This is a genomic window from Curtobacterium sp. YR515 (assembly GCF_900113095.1).
Lineage (GTDB): Bacteria > Actinomycetota > Actinomycetes > Actinomycetales > Microbacteriaceae > Curtobacterium.
The window spans coordinates 402,767-420,437 of the sequence record NZ_FOOD01000004.1; the positions used below are offsets into that span (position 1 = coordinate 402,767).

The following is a 17,671-nucleotide window of genomic DNA, read 5'->3' on the forward strand; positions in this document are numbered from 1 at the left end:
CGCGCGGGCCCGGATGGTTCCGCCGCGCGCGGACACGGTGCGCGTATCGGCTCCGGTACGCTCTTCCGGGCGTGTCCGACCCGGTCCGGGCCCGGCGCGCCGTGCAACCCACCCCGAACGGAGCGACCATGAGCACCCCCCGTACCGTCCTCGTCACCGGCGGCAACCGCGGCATCGGCCATGCCCTCGCGGAGCGCTTCGTCGCCGCCGGCCACCGCGTCGCGGTCACGTCCCGCAGCGGCCAGGGCGGCCCCGAGGGCGCGCTCACGGTGCAGGCCGACATCACCGACACGGCCTCGGTCGACGCTGCCTTCTCGCAGGTCGAGGCCGAGCTCGGCCCGATCGAGGTCCTCGTCGCGAACGCCGGGATCACGAACGACCAGCTGCTGCTCCGCATGTCGGAGGAGGACTTCACGAGCGTCATCGACACGAACCTCACGGGGACGTTCCGGGTCGTCAAGCGCGCCACGAAGGGCATGATGAAGGCGAAGTTCGGCCGCATCGTGCTCATGTCGAGCGTCGTCGGCGCCTACGGCCAGGTCGGCCAGGTCAACTACGCGTCGTCGAAGGCCGCGCTCGTCGGCATGGCCCGGTCGATCACGCGCGAGCTCGGCTCCCGCGGCATCACCGCCAACGTCGTCGCGCCCGGGTTCATCCAGACGGACATGACGGCAGCGCTGCCCGAGGAACTGCAGGCCGAGTTCAAGAAGCAGATCCCGGCGGCGCGGTACGGCACCGTCGACGACGTCGCGGACGCCACGCTGTTCCTCGCCGGCGACGGGGCCGGGTACATCTCCGGCGCGGTCATCCCGGTCGACGGCGGCCTCGGGATGGGGCACTAGGCCGGGGCGCGCCCGCCGAGTCTCGCCTCGGCGGACACCTTCGTGGCGAAGCGGCCGCGAAACCGTCCGCGGGGCCGAGTCTCGGCCGGCCGGCGCGGCGCGGCGGGCGGCGGGTCAGCCGCGCAGGCCGAGCGTCGCGAGCACGCTCGACAGGTCACGGTCGACGACCGCGACGTCCGCCTGCTCGCGGACGAGCGGCTTCGCGTCGAACGCGACCGACAGTCCGGCCGCACGCATCATCTCGAGGTCGTTCGCGCCGTCGCCGATCGCGACGGTGCGGACGATCGGCACGTCGTCGGATGCGGCCCACTCGCGCAGTGCGACGGCCTTGGCGTGCGCGTCCACGACGTCGCCGAGGACCCGCCCGGTGAGGACGCCGTCCACCACCTCGAGCCGGTTCGCCCGGCAGTGGTCGAGTCCGAGCTGCTCGGCGAACGGGTCGAGGACCTCGTGGAAGCCGCCCGACACGACGCCGACGGTCCCGCCCGCGGCGTGCACGCCGCGGACGAGCTGGTCGGCGCCACGCGTCACGCGGACCGCCTGCTGTGCACCCCGGAAGACGTCGTCCTGGAGGCCCACCAGGGTCGCGACACGCTCCCGGAGGCTCTCGGCGAAGTCGATCTCGCCGCGCATGGCGCGCTCCGTGATCGCCTGGACCTGTCGCCGGGTCCCCGCCGTGTCGGCCAGGAGTTCGATGACCTCGTCCTCGAGGAGCGTGGAATCGGCATCGAGGACGACGAGGAAGCGTGGCACGCACCAACGGTACCGACTCAGGAGGCGCGGCCGGCGTTCATGACGCCAGCCGCGCCTCCTGGGCCGCCCGTTCCTGCCCGCGCGACGCTACGCGTCGACGCGGACGCCCTTGCCGACGACCGTGATGCCGGACTCGGTGACGGTGAAGCCGCGCGCTTCGTCCGCTTCGCGGTCGATGCCGACCTGGGCGCCGGGGGCGATCACCACGTCCTTGTCGAGGATGGCGCGGTTCACGACGGAGCCGGCGCCGATCGAAGCGCGTTCGAAGACGATCGAGTCGAGGACCTTCGCGCCGGAGTCGATGCCGCACCAGGGGCCGATCATGCTGCGCTCGACCTGGGCGCCGGACACGAGGCAGCCGAGCGACACGAGGGAGTCGACCGTCGAGCCGGTGTTGCCGTTCGCGTCGCGGACGAACTTCGCCGGGGGCAGGTTCGTCTGCTGGTTGAAGATCGGCCAGTCCTGGTTGTACAGGTTGAAGACCGGCACCGGTGCGATGAGGTCCATGTGCGCGTCGTAGAACGAGTCGATCGTCCCGACGTCGCGCCAGTAGTACCGGTCGCGCTCGTTCGACCCGGGGACGTCGTTGCGCTTGAGGTCGTAGACGCCCGCGTCGCCACGCGCGACGAAGTCCGGGACGATGTCGCCGCCCATGTCGTGGTCCGACGCCTCGATCTGGCCGTCACGGAGGACGGCGTCGACCAGCGCGTCGGCGTCGAAGACGTAGTTGCCCATCGACGCGAGGATCTCGCCGGGGGAGTCCGCGAGCCCGACGGCGTCCTTCGGCTTCTCGAGGAACGCCTCGATCTTCGTCGGGTCGTCGTCGGCGACCTGGATCACGCCGAACTGGTCGGCGAGGCCGATCGGCTGGCGGATCGCGGCGACCGTGGCGCTGCGGCCGGAGGCGATGTGCGCCTCGACCATCTGGTGGAAGTCCATCCGGTACACGTGGTCGGCGCCGACCACGACGACGATGTCGGGGCGTTCGTCGCGGAGCAGGTTGAGCGACTGCAGGATCGCGTCGGCCGACCCGGCGAACCACCGCTTGCCGAGCCGCTGCTGCGCCGGCACCGACGCGACGTAGGAGCCGAGCAGGCCCTCCATGCGCCAGGTCTCGGCGACGTGGCGGTCGAGACTGTGCGACTTGTACTGCGTCAGGACGACGATCTTCTGCAGTCCGGAGTTGACGAGGTTGGAGAGCGCGAAGTCGATGAGACGGAAGTTCCCGCCGAACGGGACAGCGGGTTTCGCACGGTCGGCCGTGAGCGGCATGAGCCGTTTCCCCTCGCCGCCGGCGAGCACGATGCCGAAGACCTTCTTTGGTGCCATGCCGCTCACAGTAGGCGTCAGCACTGGGAACCCGTTACGTTGAACGCGTGCGAGTCGATCTGCTGACCAGGGAGTATCCGCCGGAGGTCTACGGCGGTGCGGGTGTCCACGTGGCCGAACTGACCGCGGCGCTGCGGTCCGACACCGACACCGAGGTGCGCGTCCGCGCCTTCGGGGCGTTCCGCGACGAGGCCGACGTGTGGGCCTACCGCACGCCCGGCGGCCTCGAGCAGGCGAACGGCGCGCTGCAGGCACTCGGCACCGACGTCGCGATCGCCGCGGACGTCGAGGGTGCCGATCTCGTGCACTCGCACACCTGGTACGCGAACTCGGCGGGACGCATCGCGCAGCTCACCTACGGCATCCCGCACGTCGTCACGGCGCACAGCCTCGAGCCGCTCCGCCCGTGGAAGGCCGAACAGCTCGGCGGCGGGTACCGGCTGTCGAGCTGGATGGAGCGCGAGGCGTTCGAGCACGCCGACGGTGTGATCGCCGTGTCGAAGGCGATGCGCGCGGACATCCTCCGCTCGTACCCGTCGATCGACCCCGCGAAGGTGCACGTCGTCTACAACGGCATCGACATCGACGAGTGGAAGCCCACCGTCGACGAGGACGCCGTCCGCGCGCTGGGGATCGACCCGTCGCGTCGCTCGGTCGTGTTCGTCGGACGCATCACCCGGCAGAAGGGCCTGCCGTACCTGCTGCGGGCGGTGGCCTCGCTGCCGGCGGACGTGCAGATCGTGCTCTGCGCCGGTGCGCCGGACACGCCGGAGATCATGGCCGAGGTCACGGGTCTGGTCGACTCGCTGCGTTCCGCTCGTGACGGGGTGGTCTGGATCGACCGGATGCTCGCGCACGAGGAGATCGTCAACGTGCTGTCGTCGGGCACCGTGTTCGTCTGCCCGTCGATCTACGAGCCGCTCGGGATCGTCAACCTCGAGGCGATGGCGTGCGGTATCCCCGTCGTCGGCACCGGCACCGGGGGCATCCCCGAGGTCGTGGCGGACGGACTGACCGGTCGCATCGTGCCGATCGACCAGGCACAGGACGGCACCGGGACCCCGACGGACCCGGACCGCTACGTGGCCGACCTCGCCGCGACCCTCACCGAGGTGCTCGCCGACGAGGGGCTCGCGAAGCTCATGGGCCGCGCCGGACGCCTCCGCGTCGAGACCGAGTTCACCTGGGACGCGATCGCCCGGCGGACACGCCAGGTCTACGACGAGGTGCTCGGGCAGAACCCCTAGGCTGGTCGCATGCCCTCGGTCGTGCGCTTGTCAGACGTCTCCGTGGTCCGCAACGGGGCCACCATCCTCGACGGGATCTCGTGGGAGGTGCAGGACGACGAACGCTGGGTCGTCCTCGGTGCCAACGGTGCCGGCAAGACGACGCTGCTGCAGGTCGCCGGCGCCCAGACCTTCCCGACCTCGGGTGAGGTCGAGGTCCTCGGCACCGAGCTCGGCGGTGCCGACCTGTTCGAGCTGCGTCCGCGCATCGGCTTCGCGTCGACGGCCCTCGCGCGCCGCATCCCGGTCACCGAGAAGGTCATCGACGTCGTGCTCACCGCGGCGTACTCGGTGACGGGCCGCTGGAACGAGGAGTACGAGGAGCTCGACGTCCGCCGCGCCCAGCGCGTGCTCGACGAGTGGGGCCTCGGTGCCTTCACCGACCGGACCTTCGGCGAGCTCAGCGACGGCGAGCAGAAGCGCGTCCAGATCGCCCGTGCGGTGATGACCGACCCCGAGATCCTGTTCCTCGACGAGCCGGCCGCGTCGCTCGACCTCGGCGCGCGTGAGAGCCTCGTACGGACCCTCGGCGGCTACGCGCAGAGCGAGGACTCGCCGGCCATCGTCATCGTGACCCACCACGTCGAGGAGATCCCCGCCGGGTTCACCCACGCCCTGGTGCTCGCGGACGGGCACGTGCAGGCTGCCGGGCCGATCGACGAGGTCCTCACCGCTCCGACCCTGACCGAGGCGTTCGGCATCGAACTCACCGTGTCGAAGGACGCCGGCCGGTACACGGCGCGCGCATCGTGACACTGCTCCCGATCCGGCCGGTCGTCTGGTAACGTAGACGGCTGGCGCAAGCCGCAGACTTCCCGCGTCGTGCTCGAACGAGTGCCGCGCACGTCCCCATCATCGCAACCGAGGAATCTCCATGAAGACCGACATCCACCCCGAGTACCGCGCCATCGTCTTCCGTGACCTGGCTTCCGGTGAGACGTTCCTGACGCGTTCGACCGCGAACAGCGACAAGACCATCGAGCTCGACGGTGCGACCTACCCGGTCATCGACGTCGAGATCTCGTCCGCGTCGCACCCGTTCTACACGGGCAAGCAGCGCATCCTCGACTCGGCCGGTCGCGTCGAGAAGTTCAACCAGCGCTTCAAGAGCTTCGGCAAGTAAGCAGTCCTCCGGACGCTCGAACGGGCGGCTCTCCTGCGGGAGGGCCGCCCGTTCCGTCGTTGGCGCGCGTGTGGCGCGGCGGGTCGGGCGGGCGGTGCGCGGGGCGGCCGGGGCGGCACGTTGGGCGGGCGGTGGGGGTCGCGGCCGGGCGGTGCGGGCGTGGCCGCGGCGACGGTTCGAACCACGGAACCGACGTCGAACCAGGCGAGCGGCGTGGTTCGACGTCGGAAGCGTGGTTCGACGTCGCGCTCGGCCGAGGTGGCGCGGGCGGTGGGGCTGTGCGGTGTGCTCCGTGCGGTGCGGCCGACGTAGCGCTGGTACGGCCGGAGGGTCGCGCGGTGCGGATTGCCGGCGCACAACGCAAGTTCATGCGCGCCGTGCGATGGCGCGGTTCGGGCGGACTTTGGTTGTGCGGCCGTGCGGGAGCGGAGCGGGACGCCGTGCGGGAGCGGAGTGGGACGCCGTGCGTGAGCGGCGGCGCGGGCGTCCGTGGCGGCGGGCGCGTCGAACCACGGATCCGACGTGGAACCAGGCGACGGGCGTGGTTCGGTGTCGGATTCGTGGTTCGAAGGCAGGCGAGCGGCGTGGTTCGGCGTCGGAAGCGTGGTTCGACGCCGGGCGAGCCGTGCCCGCCGGCAGGCGCCTCAGCCGGCGTTGCGGTGGGGCCAGCGGCCGTCGGCGGTGAAGGCCGGGTCGCGCTTCTTCCGCATGTAGTCCTGGAACGAGGACGCCTGCTCGGCGCACCAGCCGACCTGCTTGCGGTGGAGCTCCTCGGCGGAGACGCCGAGCTCCTCGGGGTACTTCGCCGCGATGGCCTGCGCGACACGCCCGGCCGCGATGGCATCGGCTCCGGCGTCGTGGGCATCGGAGAGGGTGACGCCGTAGAGCTCCGACGCGGCCTCGAGCGTGCGCTTGCCCTTGCGGTAGGTGTCGAGCGCCTTGTCGATCACGAGCGGGTCGACGACGTTCCCGATGACCGGGGAGGCGATGCCGTGGCGCTTGGCCTCGCGGTCGAGGACGGTGAGGTCGTACGGGGCGTTGTAGATGACGAGCGGGATGCCCCGGGCGAAGACGGCCTCGACCGCGGCGATGATCTCGGCGACGACCTCGGCGGCGGGGCGACCGTCGGCGCGGGCGCGCTCGGTCGTGATGCCGTGGACGGCGGCGGCGCCCTCGGGGATCTCGACACCGGGGTCGGCGAGCCAGGCGCCCTCGACGATGGAACGTCCGGTCATGTCGATCAGGCCGACGTGGGCGGTGACGATCCGGGCGGTCTCGACGTCGACGCCGGTGGTCTCGAGGTCGAACACGCCGAGTGCGTGCCACCAGGGCCGACCCGAGAGGTCCTGGGCCGGAGCGGGGGAGTCGAGCTGCGCTGTGGGGAACGTCACGCGGTCAGGCTAACCGGACGCACCGACACGCCGAGACGCGACCCGCCCACCGGGCGCGACGCGACCCGCCCACCGGGCGCGACGCGACCAGACGAGGACGCGACCCGCCCACCGGGGCCGAGCCGCGCCTCCAGGACGCCGCTACCCGACCGGCGCACCCACGTGCAGCCAGTAGAACGACTGCGTCCCCATCGTCAGCGTGACCTGGCCCTCCGCGTCGAACGACGGGAACGAGCCGCCGCCGAAGAGGTCGTACAACGGCCTCCCGGCGTACTCCGGCGCCGAGATGGTGACCGACGTCGGGTTGGTGGCGAAGGAGAAGACGCAGAGGACGTCCTCGGCGGAGGGGCCGAACTGGTGGCCGGAGCCGGAGCCCTCCCACGACCGGACGAACGCGAGCACGGAGTCGTTCGAGGTGTCCTGCACATCCAACGTCCCGAGCCCGAACACGGGGTGCGCCTTCCGCACGTGGATGACGTTGCGGACCCAGTGCAGCAGCGACCGGGACTGGGCGAGCTGCGCCTCGACGTTGACCTGCGCGTAGTTGTACACGAGGGACTGGACGACGGGAAGGTACAGCTTGCCCGGGTCCGCGGTGGAGAAGCCGGCGTTGCGGTCCGGCGTCCACTGCATCGGCGTGCGCGAGGAGTCACGGTCCGGCAGCCAGATGTTGTCGCCCATCCCGATCTCGTCGCCGTAGTAGAGGAACGGCGACCCCGGGAGCGAGAACAGCAGGGCGTGGATGAGCTCGAGCTCGGCGCGGGAGTTGTCGAGCAGGGGCGCGAGGCGTCGGCGGATGCCGATGTTGGAGCGCATCCGCGGGTCGTAGCCGTACCAGCCGTACATGGCCTGCCGGTACTCCTCGCTGACCATCTCCAGCGTGAGCTCGTCGTGGTTGCGGAGGAAGACGCCCCACGCAGCGGAGGCCGGCACGTCGAGCGTCTCGGACAGGATCGCCTTGAGCTCGGCGGCGTGCTGCGCGCGGAGCGAGTAGAAGATGCGCGGCATCACCGGGAAGTCGAACGCCATGTGGCACTCGGGCTCCTCGTCGGTGCCGAAGAACGCGGCGGTCTCGCGCGGCCACTGGTTCGCCTCGGCGAGCAGGACGCGCCCGGGGTACTCGTCGTCCACCATCGCGCGGAGCTTCTTGATGAACTCGTGCGTCTCGGGTTCGCCCTCGCCGTTGCCCTCCTCCGACTCGAACAGGTACGGGATCGCGTCGAGCCGGAGCCCGTCCACGCCGAGGTCGAGCCAGTGCCGCACGACGTCGTACACGGCCTCGACGACGGCCGGGTTCTCGAAGTTGAGGTCGGGCTGGTGCGAGAAGAACCGGTGGAAGAAGAACTGGCGGCGGACCGGGTCGAAGGTCCAGTTCGACTCCTCGGTGTCCACGAAGATGATGCGGATGTTCTCGTAGTCGGTGTCCGTGTCGCGCCAGACGTAGAAGTCGCCGTAGGGGCCGTCCGGGTCCTCGCGGGACTGCTGGAACCACTCGTGCTGGTCGCTGGTGTGGTTGATCACCATGTCGATGACGATGCGCATGTTGCGTTCGTGCGACTTGGTGACGAGTTCGCGGAAGTCGTCGAGGGTCCCGAACTCCGGGAGGATCGCCTTGTAGTCGGCGATGTCGTACCCGCCGTCGCGCATCGGCGACTGGAAGAACGGCGGCAGCCAGAGCGCGTCGACCCCGAGCCACTGCAGGTAGTCGAGCTTGCCGATCACGCCCTGGATGTCCCCGATGCCGTCGCCGTTCGAGTCGACGAACGAGCGGATCATGCACTCGTAGAAGACCGAGCGCTTGTACCACTGCGGGTCCAGTGTCAGGCCGGGGAGCTGGATCGGGGCGGTGAACGTCACCATGGACACGCTAGGCCGCGGTGCATGGAGTTGTCCGGAGAATGCACGGCCTGGAGGCGCGGGTCGTCCTCCACAGGCACGTCGCGGCTGCGAGCCGTCCACCATCCCGCGTGGGTGACGTCGGCGCACCGGCGCGCGTTCGTAGACTGACGGGGATGCAACCGCCCGTGCTCTCCCCGTACCAGTCGCTGATGGCCGCCACCCCGGTCGTCCACCGCTCCGTGCAGGTCGACGGCCGCACCACCCACTTCTGGGAGTACGGCCCGTCCGACGCCACCCAGACGGTCCTCGCCGTGCACGGGTTCCGTGGCGACCACCACGGCCTCGAGACGATCGCCGCGCACCTCGACGGGGTCCGGGTGATCGTGCCGGACCTGCCCGGCTTCGGCATCTCCGATCCGCTGCCCGTGTCCGACATCGACTCCTACGTCGCGTGGCTGCGCGGCTTCCACGCGGCGCTCGGCCTCGGTGGAGACACCGTGGTGCTCGGGCACTCGTTCGGGTCGATCGTCGTGGCCGCCACGGTCGCGGCCGGCCTCGCGACGCGGTTGCTCGTGCTCGTGAACCCGATCGCCGCCCCGGCGCTGCAGGGTCCGCGTGCGGTCGGCACGGCGATCGCGATCGGGTACTACCGTGCCGGCGCTGTGCTGCCGAAGCCGCTCGGGCTCGGACTGCTCCGCAACCCGGCGATCGTGCGCGTGATGAGCCTGGCGATGCTCAAGTCGCACGACCGTGACCTCCGGCGCTGGGTGCACGACCAGCACGACCGGTACTTCTCGGCGTTCGCGAACCGCACGAGCGTGCTCGAGGCGTTCCGCACCTCGGTCACGCACGACGTCGCCGAGTACGCCGATCGCATCACCGTGCCGGTGCTCATGATCGCGGCCGAGCGCGACGACATCACGGCGGTGCCCGAGCAGCGTGCCCTGGCCGCACGCCTCGCGGACGCCGAGCTCGTCGTCGTGCCGCACGTCGGACACCTCGTGCACTACGAGACGCCCGGCGCCGCTGCGTCCGCGGTGCTGCGACGGATGGCGGACGCCCCGAAGCGCGGCCGCAAGGGAGCGCAGCCGGGGTCCAGGCGTGCCCCGAAGGAGACACCGAACCCGAAGGAGACACCGAACCCGCCGGCGACACCGAAGCCGAAGGCGCCGCCGACCCCGCCGGCCGGCGGTGCCGCGTCGTGACCCGCCTGCGCATCGGGATCGACTGCCGCTACGTGCGCATCGGCCGCCACGACGGCATCAGCCGGTTCACGGCCGGCGTCGTCGCCCACCTGCCCGAGCGACACGACTACACCCTGCTCGTGCACGACGAGCGGCAGCTCGAATCACTGCCGTCCGACCTGCCGTGGGAACTCCTGCCCGCGCCGACCGAGCCGGGGGAGCCCCTCGTCGCGCGGAAGGTCAACCGCCTCGGGCTCGACGCCGTCTTCTCGCCCATGCAGACCATGGGGTCCCGCGGTCGGCAGTACGCCCTCGTGCTGACCCTCCACGACCTGATCTACTACCGGAACCGGACGCCCCCGCGGGAGTTCTCGTGGCCCCTCCGCCTCGGCTGGCGTGCCTTCCACCTCAGCTGGGTGCCGCAGCGCCTGCTCCTGAACGGCGCCGACGGGGTCGTGACGGTGTCCGAGACGACCGCCGGCCTCATCGCCGAGCACCGGCTGACGAAGCGCCCCGTCACCGTCGCGTACAACGCCGCCGATCCCTCGACTCCTCGGCCCGAGGGCGGTCCGCGCGAGAAGTCCCTCGTGTACATGGGCTCGTTCATGCCGTACAAGAACGTCGAGACCCTGGCCGCCGCGATGCCGCTGCTCGGCGCGGACTGGGTGCTGCACTGCATGTCCCGGGTGTCCGCCGCCGACCGTGCGCGGCTCGAACGGCTCGCGCCGGCGGGGTCGATCGTGTTCCACGACGGTGCCTCCGACGACGAGTACCTGTCGGTGCTGCGATCGGCGACGGCCCTCGCGACGGCGTCGTACGACGAGGGCTTCGGCATCCCGCTCGTCGAGGCGATGGGCGTCGGCACGCCGGTGGTCGTCAGTGACATCCCGATCTTCCGCGAGATCGGCGGGGACGTCGCGGAGTACTTCGACCCGTCGTCGCCGTCGGCCGTCGCGGCTGCGGTGCGCCGACTCGAGGCACGGTGGGACGAGGCCTCGCGGGCATCGCTCGTGCAGGCCGGGCGGTTCCGGTGGGAGACCTCGGCGGAACAGGTCGTCCGCGCAGTGGAGCAGGCGGTCGCGGCCCGCGGGGCCACCCCCGGGCAGTAGGCCGGCCCGAGCCAGCAGGCGTCGGCTACCGGTCGCGCACACCGACCCGCCTCAGGACGACGGCCGCTCCGCCGACACCGTGGCCCCCGGGAACACCGCCTGCGCCTCCTGCGTCGCCTTCGCCACCACGGCATCGAGCGCAGCCCCGCGCCCGATCGTCTCGACCGTGATCGCCTGGTCGGCCGGTTCGTCCGACGGGCCGCCGTCGCTCCAGGAGCACCGCACGCCCGAGACACCGCCGATCGCGTCGAGCTGCCGGGCGAGCGTCAGACGCTGTTCCGTGGTCCGCTCGTCCGGAGAGACCCCGATCTCGAGCGCACCGAGGTCCGCCACGGCGAACACCCGGACGCCGTTGCCGCTCGCCGCCTTCGCTGCGGCGCGCAGGTCGTCGACGACCGCGGTCCGCTCCTCGTCGGAGAGCGTCGGCGACACCGTGACGGTGGACTCGACGTCGTAGCTCGCGAACGACGTCTTCTTCGGTTCCGAGTCGCGCACGCCCTCGACGCCGTCGAGGTCCCGCGCGGCGCTGCCGAACCGGTCGAGCGCGGCATCGGGGCGGGGGAACACTCCGCCGACGCCGTTCTGCACGCTGCCGATGATGGTGACGAGCACGACGGCGAGCACACCGGCAGCGATGATCACGCCCACACCGACCAGGGCGCTGCGTCGGACACGCTGCCGCGGGGTCCGCACCGGCACGGATGCCGTGCCCGGGCCGAAGGCACGATCGAGGTCGTCCGGATCGGGCGACTGCGGCCAGCCGGGCCGAGCGCCCCCACCACCGGGTCCGTCGACGGTCATGTCAGCCCCCTCACACGCTCGGGTCTGCGAGTGCATCGGAGCCTAGTACGACACCACCGACAGCGCGCGGCGGCTACCCGCGGCGCTCGAGCGGGTTCTGGTACTCGAAGGCGTACCGGCCGGGCCCGTCCGAGACCCCGTCGATCGGGTCGTCGAACCGCACGAGCTCGGCGTGGAAGCGCTCGGGGTCCCACCGGAACGAGTGCACGGACCCGTTCCGGATCGGGGTGCTGTGCCGGTCGGCGGTGCCGGGGGCGGCGGCGTTGACGATGCTGCGGATCACGGCGCCGTGGGTCGCGACGACGACGCTGCCGGCGTCGTACCGGACCGCGATCTCGGCGAGTGTCTCGGTGACGCGGTCGAGCAACGCGCTGCGGGACTCGCGGCCGGGGATGTCGTCGTGCGGGTAGCGCTCGCGGACCTCGTCGTCGGTCAGGCCCTCGGCCTCGCCGTAGGAGCGTTCCGCCAGCCCTGTGTACGTGGCGGGCGCTGCGAGACCGAGGTGGTCCGCGATGATCGAGCCGGTCTCGAACGCCCGGGACAGCGGCGACGCGACGACGGCGTCGAACCGCCGGCGGTCGAGCAGGGTCGCGGTGGAGCGGGCCTGTCGGCGTCCGGTGTCGTTCAGGGGGATGTCCGTCGAGCCCTGGATGCGCCGTTCGGCGTTCCAGTCGGTCTCGCCGTGCCGGACCAGGTACAGGAGCGTCGTCACCGCACGATCATCCCAGACGCGGCGCGGCACCTCGTCCCGGACGCGGCGCGGCACCTCATCCCAGACGTGCCGCGAGGGCTTCGAGCGTCTCGGTCGTGCCGGCGTCGATCTTGACCGCTGCCCGCGGGTCGCTGCGGGTCGTGCCGCGGTTCACGATGACCACGGGGTGCTTGCGTCGTGCGGCGTGGTCGACGAGCCGGACGCCGGAGTTCACGGTGAGGGACGAGCCGACGACGAGGAGCGCGTCGGCCTCGGCGACGATGGAGACCGCCTCGCGGAACTTCTCGGCCGGGACGAACTCGCCGAAGAACACCACGTCGGGCTTCAGCACCCCGCCGCACACCGAGCAGTCCGGCACCCGGAAGCGCTCGACGTCGGTGATCTCGACGTCGCCGTCGGGCTGGAGCTGCACCGACCCGGGCTCGTCGATCCACGGGTTGTCCCGGTCGAGCACGGTCGCGAGGTCGGCGCGTGAGAACACCTGCCCGCAGGTGAGGCAGACGGCACGGTCCATCGACCCGTGGATCTCGACGACCCGACGTGATCCGGAGCGGAGGTGCAGTCCGTCGACGTTCTGCGTGACGACCCCCGTGACGATGCCGTCGCGTTCGAGTGCCGCGAGGGCCTGGTGCCCGGCGTTCGGACGGGCCGAGGCGAAGGTGCGCCAGCCGAGGTGCGAGCCGGCCCAGTAGCGCTGCCGCTTGGCGGGGTCGGCGCGGAACTCCTGGAAGGTCATCGGCTTCCGGACGACGCGGCCGGCGCCCCGGTAGTCGGGGATGCCGGAGTCCGTGCTCAGCCCGGCGCCGGAGAGCACGGCGATGCGCTTGCCGGCGAGGACCTCGACGGCGCGGTCGAGGGCGTGCCCGGACGCGGTCGCGCTCGCGGGGCTGGTCGGTTCGCTCGTCGCCATCGTGTTCACGGTACCCTCAACAGCCGACCGCCCCGGTCACTTCCCGTGGACGACGCCAGGCCGTGCCCCGCCGCCACAGGCCCCCACACCGACCCCGAAACGAGCCCCGTGCACGCCGTCCGCATCGACTCCCTCGACGACCCCCGCCTCGACGACTTCGCCAGGCTCACCGACGTCGCCCTGCGGCGCGTGTCCGAGCCGGAGGGCGGCCTGTACATCGCCGAGTCGAACACGGTCATCGAGCGGGCGGTCCGCGCCGGGCACGTCCCGCGGAGCGTGCTGGTCCAGGAGAAGTGGCTCGACAGTGTGCTCCCGGTCGTCGCGGACCACGACGGCCCCGTGTTCGTCGGACCCGACGACCTGCTCGAGGACCTCACCGGCTTCCGGATGCACCGCGGCGCCATCGCCGCGATGCACCGCCCAGAGCTGCCGAGCGTCGCGGACGTGGTGCGCGACGCCAGGGTCGTGGTGGTGCTCGAGGACATCGTCGACCACACCAACGTCGGCGCCGTGTTCCGGAGCGTCGCCGGCCTCGGGGCCGACGCCGTGCTGGTCAGCCCCCGCTGCGCCGACCCGCTCTACCGGCGCAGCGTCCGCGTCAGCATGGGCACGGTGCTGCAGGTGCCGTGGACCCGCATCGGCGACTGGCCGGCCGCCGGCGAGGAGCTCCGGGCGCAGGGCTTCCACCTCGCCGCGATGGCCCTGACGGACCGCTCGGTGGACCTCGACGCGTTCGTCGCGGACGTCCCGGACCGCGTGGCGCTCGTGATGGGTACCGAGGGGCAGGGCCTCACGCCGGCGGCGATCGCGTCCGCCGACACCACCGTGCGGATCCCGATGGCGCACGGCGTCGACTCGTTGAACGTCGCCGCGGCGAGCGCCGTCGGGCTCTGGGCGGTCACGCACGCGCAGCGGCTCGCTTCCGCGCGGGCCTGAGGGGCCGGGAGGCGCGGGTCGCCTCCGTCGTCCGGCGCGCCTCAGCGGGTCGTCAGGTCCCGTGCGCGGCGCACCAGGTCCCGGTCGGTGCCGACCGCGCCGACCAGGCACACGCCGACCGGGGCGTCGTCGACGGTGAGGGCGGGGGCACTCACCGCGGGGAGGCCGCCCACGCTCGCGAGGCTCGTCAACCCCGTCGTCGCGGTCCTGGTGCGCTCGAGTGCGGCGGCGTCGGCGGACACGAGCGGCGCGGGGCCCGGCACGGTCGGGAACACGAGGGTCCGGCCGACCAGCGCCCGGCGGATGGTGTGCCGGACGACATCGAGGCGCTGGACCGCGTCGGCGGTGGCGGCGGGGTCGTTCGCCGCGGCTGCTGCGAACCGGTCCCCGACGACGGTGCTCAGCGCGCCGGGGTGTCCGGCGATCCAGGCTCCGTGGGCGGCGACGGCCTCGGCGGCCTGCACCAGGCGGAGCAGCTCGCGGAGCTCGTCGGGGGCGGGGACGCCGAGGTCCGCGAGCCGGACCCGGTCGGGTTCGTCGTCGAGGGACCGGGTGAACGCGGAGAACGCCGCGGCGGTGTCGGGGTCGACCAGGGCGAGCAGTTCCTCCGGGACGACGAGGGGTGTCGGTGCCGGGGCCGTCCCGGGGTCGGGCACGGTGGCGTCGAGCGCGGCGAGGAGCGTCTCGGCGTCGCGGGTGAGCCACCCCACGGTGTCGAAGGACGGTGCGAGGGGGAGCAGACCCTCGCGGGGGACCGTGCCGTGGGTCGTCCGGAGGCCCCAGAGCCCCTGGTACGAGGCGGGGACCCGGACGGACCCGGCGGTGTCCGTGCCGATCCCGATGTCGGCCGTCCCGAGACCGACGGCCGACGCGGAGCCGCTGGACGAGCCTCCTGGCAGCCGCGTCGGGTCCGCGGCGTTCGGCGGTGTGCCGTGGTGCTCGTTCCGTCCCGTGAGGTTGTACGCGAACTCGTCGGTGCGTGCGATCCCGCGGATCGCGGCACCGGCGGCGAGGAGCGCCGCGACCGCCGGTGCCGCGACCGTCTCGACGGGCGCCTCGCGCAGGAAGGTGGGGTTGCCGGCACCGACGGGTTGGCCGGGCACGGCGTAGAGGTCCTTGACCGCGACGGTGCGCCCGTCGAGCGGCCCGGAGGCGCTGGGTGCGACGAGCGGGTCGCCGACGGCCCGCCAGACGGTCGGGTCGAAGGCGCGGGGGCGGCCGGTCACGTGTGCTGCCTCGATGCGCCAGCGCGCGCCGGGGCCGGTGTCGTCGTGTGCGGTCGTGCGGCGCCACAGCTGGGTCTGGAGGCCGTGGCCGCCGGCGGCGAACCGGGACACCGACACGACGAGGGCGAGGTCCTCGGCGAGGGGCCGGACCTCGACCCGCGTCAGCGTCCGGGTCGCGACCCCGCCGCGTGCTCCGCGGAAGGCGCTGATCGCGTCGTGGCCGACGAGCAGCCCGCGGTCGTCGCCGCGCATCGTGCCGGGTGCGTCGACGAACGCGTCGTCGAGGGCGTCGAGGTCGTTCGTCAGCAGGGCGGCCTCGTACGCGTCGAGTGCCTCGAGGAGACCCTCGGGGGCGTCGGGGTGCGTGGTCATCGGGCGGGCTCCTCGAAGTCGGCCTTGCGGATGCGGGCGTGGACACCGGTGACGAGGTCGACCACCTGCGAGATGTCGAAGTCCGTCGCGGCGGAGAGGTAGGCGTACGCCAGGTGCGGCTCCATGCCCCAGCGCGCACCGAGGATCGCGACGGCGTGCCGGACGCACTCCCGGACGGCCTCGTCGAGGTCGGGGTCCATCCCGGTGGGGACGAGGTACTCCTGGGTCTCGGCGACCGGCCACACGAGGTCGCCGAACCGGCTCGCGGCCTCGTCGGCCGGTGTCAGGTCGAACCGGACCGTCGCGCGGAGCGAGGCCTCCATCGCGGTGAGCGCCACCTCGCCGTCGCCCTGCGCGAAGTGCGGGTCGCCGACGTACGCGAGCGCACCGGGTACGAGGACGGGCAGGTGCAGCTGCGTGCCCGCCTGCAGGAGGTTCACGTCGATGTTCCCGCCGTGGCGGCCCGGCGGGACCGAGTGCCGGCGCTCCCCGGGGGTCGCGACGCCCATGATCCCGAGGAACGGGGCGAGCGGGAACCGGGCGAACCGTTCGCGCGCGGGTGTCAGGGGGATGCGGCCGCGGAGTCCGGCGGGGGAGTCGACGACGTCGGCGAAGACGCTCACGGTCGTGCCGTCGACGGGGTACTCGCCGTGCAGCGCGCCCCGGCCGTGGCGGTTCGACACGACGCCGTAGTGCACGCGGGGGAGCGTCTCGACGACGGTCATGGTGAGGACGTCCCCCGGTCGTGCGCCCGCGACGCCGACGGGCCCGGACACGACGTGCGGTCCGTCTGCGTCGGGGTCGCGGCGTCCGGTCCGGGCGATCGCGACGGCGTCGTCGAGCACGTGCTCCGGTGCGACGCCGTGCGTGGCGAAGAAGGCACGTGGGTCGCTGCCCTGGTCGGGGAGGATCCCCTCGTGGCTGACGGTGTCGATCGTCACCGACTCGCCCGGCACGACGGTGATCGCCGGGCGGTCGTCGGCGTTCGGCAGCCGTCCCCAGAGGACGGTGTCCGGGTCGACCGGCAGGTAGCGGTCGGCGCGGACCGGTCCCGTTCCGGGCTGGAGGGTCGGGATCGTGGGGGTCGTCATCGGTCGGCCTTCCGTTCGACGAGGTGGGCGACGTCGGCGAGGTGGTCGGTCATCGCCGTGCGGGCGGCCCCCTCGTCGTGTCGGCGGATGCAGTCGAGGATCCGCTCGTGCCAGACGAACGACGACCGGCGGCCCTCGCTCGTGCTGTGGGAACGGGCGCGGACGTCCTGCACCCAGCCGCTGCTGAGCTCGCACAGGGAGACCAGGAGTGGGTTGCCGGAGGCCCGGGCGACCTGCACGTGGAACGCGACGTCCTGCGCGAGGGACTCCTCGGGGCTGAGGCCGGCGTGCGTGGCCTGCAGGATCCGTTCGAGCGCGAGCAGGTCGGCCTCGCCGGCACGGGCTGCGGCGAGCGCGGCGACCTGGGGCTCGACGACGGTCCGGAACTCGGCGACGTTCTCGGCCCGGTGCGCGAGGTCCTCGGCGTGCCCGACACCGGTCTGGCGTTCGAGGAGCGCGGTGGCCTCCTCGGACCGGGGGAGCACCACCGTCCCGCGACCGGGCGTCCGGGACACGAGGCGTCGGCGTTCGAGTTCCTGCATGGCCTCGCGGACGGTCGTGCGCGACACGGCGAGGTCCTCGGCCAGGGTCCGTTCCGGGGGCAGCTTGTCACCCGGAGCGAGGTCCTCGAGCACCAGGCGCGCGAGGTGCGCTGCGGTGGCGGCGCTCAGGGTGCGTCCTCGTTGCATGGGCAGGAGCCTAGGGTCCATTGGTCTGCTTGGCTCATTGGTACGACCAACTTTTACACGTCCGTCACACGCTGCGAC

The 17,671-nt window shown here is 72.3% G+C and carries 17 protein-coding genes; 7 read left to right on the forward strand and 10 right to left on the reverse strand.

Annotation, left to right across the window (positions count from 1 at the left end):
- Positions 1–128: 128 nt before the first annotated feature.
- On the forward strand, positions 129–842 hold the full coding sequence (gene fabG / locus BM028_RS13215) for a 3-oxoacyl-ACP reductase FabG (RefSeq protein WP_070419041.1): 714 nt from the start codon (positions 129–131) through the stop codon (positions 840–842).
- A gap of 114 nt (positions 843–956) precedes the next feature.
- On the opposite strand, the gene serB is transcribed toward fabG, so the two are convergent.
- A complete protein-coding gene (serB, locus tag BM028_RS13220; RefSeq protein WP_092387062.1) occupies positions 957–1,595 on the reverse strand; it encodes a phosphoserine phosphatase SerB in 639 nt (212 codons plus the stop codon).
- An 87-nt stretch (positions 1,596–1,682) separates the two neighbouring features.
- On the reverse strand, positions 1,683–2,924 hold the full coding sequence (locus tag BM028_RS13225; protein WP_070419039.1) for a glucose-1-phosphate adenylyltransferase: 1,242 nt from the start codon (positions 2,922–2,924) through the stop codon (positions 1,683–1,685).
- Positions 2,925–2,971: 47 nt separating this feature from the next.
- Here BM028_RS13225 and glgA point away from each other — a divergent pair, with 47 nt between their 5' ends.
- The 3 genes from glgA (at position 2,972) to BM028_RS13240 (ending at position 5,333) form a co-directional block, all read left to right on the forward strand.
- Positions 2,972–4,171 carry a glycogen synthase gene (gene glgA / locus BM028_RS13230; RefSeq protein ID WP_071296309.1) on the forward strand — a complete coding sequence of 400 codons (1,200 nt, stop codon included), beginning with the start codon at positions 2,972–2,974 and terminating at the stop codon, positions 4,169–4,171.
- A gap of 9 nt (positions 4,172–4,180) precedes the next feature.
- Positions 4,181–4,963: an ABC transporter ATP-binding protein gene (locus BM028_RS13235; protein WP_070419037.1), complete on the forward strand. Its 783-nt coding sequence runs from the start codon at positions 4,181–4,183 to the stop codon at positions 4,961–4,963.
- A gap of 121 nt (positions 4,964–5,084) precedes the next feature.
- Positions 5,085–5,333, forward strand: a complete 249-nt coding sequence (locus tag BM028_RS13240; RefSeq protein ID WP_070419036.1) for a type B 50S ribosomal protein L31 — start codon at positions 5,085–5,087, stop codon at positions 5,331–5,333.
- 644 nt (positions 5,334–5,977) lie between these two features.
- On the opposite strand, the gene BM028_RS13245 is transcribed toward BM028_RS13240, so the two are convergent.
- Both BM028_RS13245 and treS read right to left on the reverse strand, forming a co-directional pair.
- Positions 5,978–6,724, reverse strand: coding sequence for a 3'-5' exonuclease (locus tag BM028_RS13245; RefSeq protein ID WP_175473596.1), 747 nt, complete (start codon positions 6,722–6,724; stop codon positions 5,978–5,980).
- A gap of 141 nt (positions 6,725–6,865) precedes the next feature.
- Positions 6,866–8,581: a maltose alpha-D-glucosyltransferase gene (treS, locus tag BM028_RS13250; protein WP_092387320.1), complete on the reverse strand. Its 1,716-nt coding sequence runs from the start codon at positions 8,579–8,581 to the stop codon at positions 6,866–6,868.
- A 155-nt stretch (positions 8,582–8,736) separates the two neighbouring features.
- Between treS and BM028_RS13255 the strand changes: the two genes are divergently transcribed.
- Positions 8,737–9,768: an alpha/beta fold hydrolase gene (locus BM028_RS13255; RefSeq protein WP_092387063.1), complete on the forward strand. Its 1,032-nt coding sequence runs from the start codon at positions 8,737–8,739 to the stop codon at positions 9,766–9,768.
- A 5-nt stretch (positions 9,769–9,773) separates the two neighbouring features.
- A complete protein-coding gene (locus tag BM028_RS13260) occupies positions 9,774–10,856 on the forward strand; it encodes a glycosyltransferase family 4 protein (protein WP_092387322.1) in 1,083 nt (360 codons plus the stop codon).
- Positions 10,857–10,907: 51 nt separating this feature from the next.
- Here the strand turns inward: BM028_RS13260 and BM028_RS13265 are convergent, their stop codons facing one another.
- The 3 genes from BM028_RS13265 to BM028_RS13275 all read right to left on the reverse strand — a co-directional run bounded on the left by BM028_RS13265 (position 10,908) and on the right by BM028_RS13275 (position 13,279).
- Positions 10,908–11,657 (reverse strand): hypothetical protein, encoded by a 750-nt coding sequence (locus BM028_RS13265; protein WP_092387064.1) that lies wholly within the window; start codon positions 11,655–11,657, stop codon positions 10,908–10,910.
- A 73-nt stretch (positions 11,658–11,730) separates the two neighbouring features.
- Positions 11,731–12,369 (reverse strand): histidine phosphatase family protein, encoded by a 639-nt coding sequence (locus BM028_RS13270; RefSeq protein ID WP_092387324.1) that lies wholly within the window; start codon positions 12,367–12,369, stop codon positions 11,731–11,733.
- 55 nt (positions 12,370–12,424) lie between these two features.
- Positions 12,425–13,279 carry an NAD-dependent protein deacetylase gene (locus tag BM028_RS13275; protein ID WP_092387065.1) on the reverse strand — a complete coding sequence of 285 codons (855 nt, stop codon included), beginning with the start codon at positions 13,277–13,279 and terminating at the stop codon, positions 12,425–12,427.
- A 108-nt stretch (positions 13,280–13,387) separates the two neighbouring features.
- Here BM028_RS13275 and BM028_RS13280 point away from each other — a divergent pair, with 108 nt between their 5' ends.
- Positions 13,388–14,215, forward strand: coding sequence for a TrmH family RNA methyltransferase (locus tag BM028_RS13280; protein ID WP_070419033.1), 828 nt, complete (start codon positions 13,388–13,390; stop codon positions 14,213–14,215).
- Between the two features lie 41 nt (positions 14,216–14,256).
- Here the strand turns inward: BM028_RS13280 and BM028_RS13285 are convergent, their stop codons facing one another.
- The 3 genes from BM028_RS13285 to BM028_RS13295 are packed head-to-tail and all read right to left on the reverse strand — an operon-like array spanning position 14,257 to position 17,593.
- The gene (locus BM028_RS13285) at positions 14,257–15,813 is read right to left on the reverse strand and encodes an AtzH-like domain-containing protein (protein ID WP_092387066.1); all 1,557 of its coding nucleotides are present in this window, start codon (positions 15,811–15,813) and stop codon (positions 14,257–14,259) included.
- Positions 15,810–16,904: an acetamidase/formamidase family protein gene (locus BM028_RS13290; protein WP_092387067.1), complete on the reverse strand. Its 1,095-nt coding sequence runs from the start codon at positions 16,902–16,904 to the stop codon at positions 15,810–15,812. Before BM028_RS13290 ends, BM028_RS13285 begins: the two co-directional genes overlap by 4 nt.
- The gene (locus tag BM028_RS13295) at positions 16,901–17,593 is read right to left on the reverse strand and encodes a FadR/GntR family transcriptional regulator (protein ID WP_092387068.1); all 693 of its coding nucleotides are present in this window, start codon (positions 17,591–17,593) and stop codon (positions 16,901–16,903) included. The genes BM028_RS13290 and BM028_RS13295 overlap by 4 nt, the downstream gene beginning before the upstream one ends.
- Positions 17,594–17,671: the final 78 nt, after the last annotated feature.